The sequence below is a fragment of the Rhodococcus sp. T2V genome, assembly GCF_029269925.1.
Taxonomy (GTDB): Bacteria; Actinomycetota; Actinomycetes; order Mycobacteriales; family Mycobacteriaceae; genus Rhodococcus_F; species Rhodococcus_F koreensis.
The window spans coordinates 1-5,587 of record NZ_JARJBD010000201.1; the positions used below are offsets into that span (position 1 = coordinate 1).

The window sequence follows — 5,587 nt, forward strand, 5'->3', positions numbered from 1 at the left end:
TGACCTGATGGTGCGGGAGATCAGCTGACCGCCGACAGGGAGATCAGCTGTCCGCGCACAGGGACACCACCTGTCCGCCTACAGGGACGCCCTCATGTCCCTTGACAAGGCCCTCGCCGTCTGTCGCACGCAGTTCCCCGCAGTTGAGCTCTGTCCGTTCATACTCGAACGATGTCGCAGTTCAGCTGGATCGACTACCCCGTCTCTCCGGAACTGAGTGCAATCGCGCACGACCTGATCGTCAGCGGCGGCGCGTGGGTGCATACTCCAGCCATGACAGTCGTTTTCGACTTCTCGCGGTCACAGTTTCGGTAGACCCTGGGCGGGCACGACCAGCAGAACACCTGCTGGTCGTGCCCGCCGCTCCGGGGGCTATTTGCTGCTTCGCGCCAGATCCTTCACGTTGATTTACTGGCCCTGTGTTGGCCGCACAACCTCCTCAGGGTGGACCCACCGTTTCAGGGTGGACCCCACCGTTGGAGGCTCACAGTGGTGCGGATGGTGGGCATCGGCGCCACTGCGGGTGGTCACCGTTTGATCAGTGTTCCCGCGTCGATGGGCAGAGCCACGCCGGTGATGTAGCGGGCTTCGTCGGAGCAGAGGAAGGCGGCGGCGTTGGCGACGTCGACGGGCTCGACCCACGGCACTGGGAGGACGTTCCCGGCCTGGCTGGGCCCGACGAAGTCGTCCTTCGTCGGGTGCTCGAGGTCTGGACGGAACAACGAGTAGACGCCTTCGTGCATGATCATCGGGGTGTCTACTTGGGTGGGCATCAGACCGTTGACGCGAATGTTGTGCGGGCCCAGCTCGTTGGCGAAGGTTTTGACCAGTCCGAGGACGCCGTGTTTCGCGGCGGTGTAGTGCGCCAGGTGCGATGGTCCTTGCACGCTTGCGCACGAGCAGGTGAGGATGATCGAGCCCTTGCCTCGCTCGAGCAGGTGCGGGACGGCGAGTTTGACCGTGCGCCAGACCCCGGAGAGGTTGATGTCGATGGTCTCGGCCCACTCCTGTTCGTCGATGAGGTGGCCGAGCGAGAAGGCGGCGATGCCGGCGTTGGCGATGACGATGTCGAGACCGCCGAGTTCGGCGACGCCCTGTTCGAGGGCGGTTTTCAGTGCGGCTGGGTCGCGGACGTCGGCGACGGCCGTGACGACGCGGCTGCCGTGCTTTTCGACCAGGCGGGCGGTCTCGGCGAGGTCCTCTTCGGTGCTCATGTCGTAGGCGGTGCTGGTGAGGGGGGCGCAGATGTCGACGGCGATGATGTCGGCGCCGTCCTCGGCGAGCCGGACCGCGTGGGCGCGGCCCTGGCCGCGGGCGGCGCCGGTGATGAAGGCGACCTGTCCGGTCAAACGAGCCATGATGCTTCTCTTTTCTTTCTCTCGGTTGCGGTGATGTGTGGTGCGTTACCGCTATGGGGAACGGGGGGATGCGGCCGCGGATTGTGGTTCGACGAGGTACGTCCGCTGCCCTGCCCAGTGCAGGTAGCCGCGGATGTCGAGGTAGTTGATCGTGGAGCGGACGGTGGCGAGGGTGACCCGCCACTGCCCGGCGAGTGCGCGATGGGAGGGCAGCGGTGACCCAGGGGGTATCCGCCGCTGATGCAGTGCGCGCATGATGGATTCGCCGAGTTGGTAGTAGATCGGTTCGGGTTTGGCGCGGTTGAAGGCGGTTTCGCGCGCGAAAGCGATGACGTCGGATGCGCTCGCGCCGGGCGACGAGTATGGGTGCACCGTCGTGCACGGGCGCGTGGGGGATGTCATCGGAGTTCTCCTTTCGCCGAGAGAAGTTCGTGCGAGTGCGGTGGTCGTCGTGGTGTGGTGGGGTGCGCGTTCTCAGGCGGTGATCCGGGCGCCGTGGTTGCGGAAGTCGTCCTCGAGTTCCTCGAGTGTGCGACCGCGGGTTTCCGGCAGTGTCTTGGCGAGGAAGGTCAGTGAGATCACGTTGATCACGGCGAAGATCGCGAATGTGCCGGTGGAGCCGAGTGCGGCGTTGATGATCGGGAAGACGAACGAGATGATCGTGTTCGCGGTCCAGAGCATGAACACCGCCACGCCCATCGCGAAGCCGCGGATGGTCATCGGGAAGATCTCCGACAGCAGCAGCCAGGTGCCGATACCGACGAAGGTCTGCATGAAGAACATGAACAGCAACATCGCGCCCAGCACCGCGTAGGTGCGCATCATCGAATCAGGGAGCAGGAAGACCAGCGCCAACGCGATATGAGCGGCGACGATTCCACTGAAGCCGGTCAACAGCAGCGGCCGGCGGTTGAAATGGCCGAGCAGGACGATGCCGATGATGGTGCCGACGATGGAGACGGCACCGACGGTGATGGTGAGGATCAGTGCGGCACTGGCGCCGAGTCCGGTCGATTCGAGGATCGTCGGTGCGTAATAGTTGATCGTGTTGACGCCGGTGGCCTGCGAGGCGACGGCCAGGCCGATACCGATCAGCAGCAGCCGCCGCATCCACGGGAACGCGCGCAGATCGCGCAGCGCGGCACCGCGGTCACGCAGGAGTTCACTCTCGGCGTGCGTGACGATGACCTGGTACTCCTCGGCGGCCTCCCGCTCGGGTCGGCTCAGGTCGAGGACGTGACGGCTCTCGGTCAGACGGCCCTTGATCGCGTACCAGCGCGGCGAGTCCGGCAGGACGCACATCCCGATCAGCAGCACGACCGCCGGCACCATCGACACCCCGAGCATCCACCGCCACACGTGTGGGTCGTCGATGAGCTGATCGAGCAGCGAGTTGATCGCGAACGCCAGGAACTGACCCGTGACGATCATCAGTTCGTTGATGGTCACCATCCGGCCGCGGCGATCCGCCGGTGCCATCTCGGCGAGGAACACCGGCACGGTCACCGAGGCTGCACCGACGCCCAGGCCCAACACGATGCGGGCGATCACCATGATCGTGACATCCGGGGCCAGCGCACTGCCGAGGGCGCCGAACAGGAACAGGCCCGCACAGATCAGCAGGCTGCCCCGGCGCCCGAGCTTATCGGCCATCTTGCCGCCGAGCAGGGCGCCGAACATGGCGCCGAAGAGCAGGGAGCTGACCACGACACCTTCCTGCATCGAGGTCAGGTTCAGGTCCTCGCGCAGCGAAAGCAGGGCACCGGAGATGACTCCGGTGTCGTAACCGAACAACAGACCACCCAGCGTGGCGATGATCGTGAGCTTGACGAGGAACCGGCGGTGCCCGGCAGGCGCCGCGGCCGGGGTGTGGGGCGCCATCGGCTTGTCCACTTCTGTGCGGAGTTGGGGGGACGGTTTACTCACTGTCGGGGATCCTATCTCTCCGAAGATTATCTCTTCGCTCGTGCTATTAGCACGTGCTAACTATCGCGACAGTACTCCGGAGACCCCGCATTTGTCGAGACCTGGGTCACATCATCTGGTGAGAGTGATGGGCGGCATCCCTTGGTTGACCCTCGTCGACGCGCGGTGATCGGTCGCGCAACTCCATTTGCCGATGATCGAAAATGATTGGGAGACAACCCCATCGCACGTGCCAAAGAGGATGTCAGTTATGCGTTGCGTGCGGGTGTGCGCCGACGGGGCGCAGCAGCGTCCCGAACAGCGGGCCCGGAGCGGCGGGCAACTCGAAGCGAGTGGCGTCGACCTCTCGCAGCAGGCGTTCGCGGGTGGTGCCGATGGCCGCCCGGGCCGCTCACGGCGTCCGGCTCAGCCGGCGACGTCCACCGGCCGCCGCTGCGGGGGCGGGCCGGAGGTGCCGCGGACGATCAGGGTCGGCGGCAGCACGATGTCGACCATTTGGGTGCGGCCCTCGTCCAGCCGCTCGATCGCCGCCCGAAGGGCGCAGTCGGCCATCTGCTCGACATCCTGTCGCACCGAGGTCAGATCCACGAACGACAACCGGGCCAGGCGGGAGTCGTCGTACCCCACGACCGAGATGTCCTCGGGCACCCGCAAGCCGCCGCGTCGGAACGAGTCCAGCAGGCCCAGTGCGCAGCGGTCGTTACCGGCGATCACCGCGGTCGGCGGCGTCTGTTCGGCCAGCAGCTCTCGGGCAGCGGCGGCGCCGCTCTCCTCTGTGTAGTCGCCGGCGATCACCCGAATGTGCTCGTCGAGACCGTGTTTGCGCATGCCGGCCCGGTAGCCTTTGCGGCGCTCGACCGCGCCCGGCATCCGGCCGCCGTCGACGTGGACGATGCTGCGATGCCCCAGTTCGACCAGATGGTCGACCGCCTGCCGCATTCCTCGCCCGTCGGCGCTGCGGATCACGTCGACCTGCTCGCGCCGGACCGGCCGGGAGACTTCGACGACGGGAAGCTTCGCCGCGAGTTCATCGAGGCGTTTCGGGTCCAGGTCCGGGCCGAGCAGAATCAGGGCCTCGCAGTGGTAACTCAGCAGCTCTTCGACCGCCGCGAACTCGTCACGACTGGGCATCATCGCCCCCAGGATCAGGTGATATCCGTAGCGCGCCGCGGCCGGATACAACTCCTCGATCAACTCCCGGTCGAACGCGTGCTGAAGGGTGAACAGCACACCGATGTTGCGGCTGCGGGCCCGCCGGAGCACCTGAGCTGCCGCGTCCGGCCGGTAGCCGATCTCGGTCGCGGCCTGCTTGATCTTCTCCCGGGTCTGCGCGTTCACCCCTGGCATGTCCCGGAAGACCATCGACACCAGCGCCCGCGAGACCCCCACCCGCTCCGCCACATCGCGCATCGTGGGTCGCCTATTCGATTGCGGGCGCTCGTCCAGGCTGTCCACCGCGTGACCCTCCCCGTGAATCGTCCACGTCATCCGGGCCGATCCTATCGAATTCGCACGTGCTTGTCACACGAGCTAGTTGCCGAATATCAGGGTGTTTCCGCAGGTAGAAGCGGTATGGACGAGATGCGACCGTCCTCGACGGTAAGGATTCGACTGACCCCGCTGGTATCGCGGTACAACCGCAGCGACCGGTCGCCGCAACAGCACTTCCGTTGTCGCACACATACCTGACCTCGACCGCATCGGTCCATGTCACGGTTCAAAGTCTGGTCCCGACCGACATGAAATGTGGAAAACCGACACGCCACCGACACGAAATCTGGAAACCAGACATTGAAACGTGGAACCTACTGAGGGTTCTCACCGTCGCGTCTGTGCCTGATTCTCACGAACTTGTCGGAATCCTCAGCACGGTCGTTATCCCGTTAGCGGAACGTTGATCGGCACGTCTCCGGAAGCGGGTCGTTGACCGAGACTCCCTGAGCTGCGCGTTCCCATTTGACCCGTCCGGTGATGATTTTGCTTTCGGGGCGTCAATCGGGACACCCCTGAACGATCTGGATCACGCCGCCGCTCGGATAGTGGCGATTCGGTGAACCGATTGAAGTTGCGTGTCGCAGCACGATGGCGGATCCACCACGGCTCGCCACCCGCCACGAGATTCCGCCACGGGATTCGAGACCCGCCGCGCAGGCACGTCGAATGCAATCTCATTCATTTGGCCAACTGGCCACCGAGTGGCCACCTCGCGTGATGTCAGCGGTCATGTAATTCCTCAGGTTGAGGGGTTTGTCCGTCACGTAATTCCGACTTATATGAGTGTCAGCGGCGTGACGGGGTTCGTC

Annotated in this window: 5 protein-coding genes; 1 reads left to right on the forward strand and 4 read right to left on the reverse strand. The window is 65.0% G+C overall.

Annotated elements, in window-relative coordinates; translation table 11 throughout:
- Window positions 1–171: 171 nt before the first annotated feature.
- Window positions 172–315, forward strand: a complete 144-nt coding sequence (locus tag P3H15_RS52850) for a hypothetical protein (protein WP_276144635.1) — start codon at window positions 172–174, stop codon at window positions 313–315.
- Window positions 316–527: 212 nt separating this feature from the next.
- Here the strand turns inward: P3H15_RS52850 and P3H15_RS52855 are convergent, their stop codons facing one another.
- From P3H15_RS52855 to P3H15_RS52870, 4 genes are all read right to left on the reverse strand, one after another.
- Complete coding sequence (locus P3H15_RS52855; RefSeq protein WP_276144636.1) at window positions 528–1,358, reverse strand: mycofactocin-coupled SDR family oxidoreductase; 831 nt, start codon at window positions 1,356–1,358, stop codon at window positions 528–530.
- 51 nt (window positions 1,359–1,409) lie between these two features.
- Entirely contained in the window at window positions 1,410–1,760 is a 351-nt protein-coding gene (locus P3H15_RS52860; RefSeq protein ID WP_276144637.1) for a GntR family transcriptional regulator, read from the reverse strand.
- Between the two features lie 72 nt (window positions 1,761–1,832).
- A complete protein-coding gene (locus P3H15_RS52865; RefSeq protein WP_276144639.1) occupies window positions 1,833–3,239 on the reverse strand; it encodes a sugar porter family MFS transporter in 1,407 nt (468 codons plus the stop codon).
- A gap of 450 nt (window positions 3,240–3,689) precedes the next feature.
- Window positions 3,690–4,772, reverse strand: a complete 1,083-nt coding sequence (locus P3H15_RS52870; protein WP_276144638.1) for a LacI family DNA-binding transcriptional regulator — start codon at window positions 4,770–4,772, stop codon at window positions 3,690–3,692.
- Window positions 4,773–5,587: the final 815 nt, after the last annotated feature.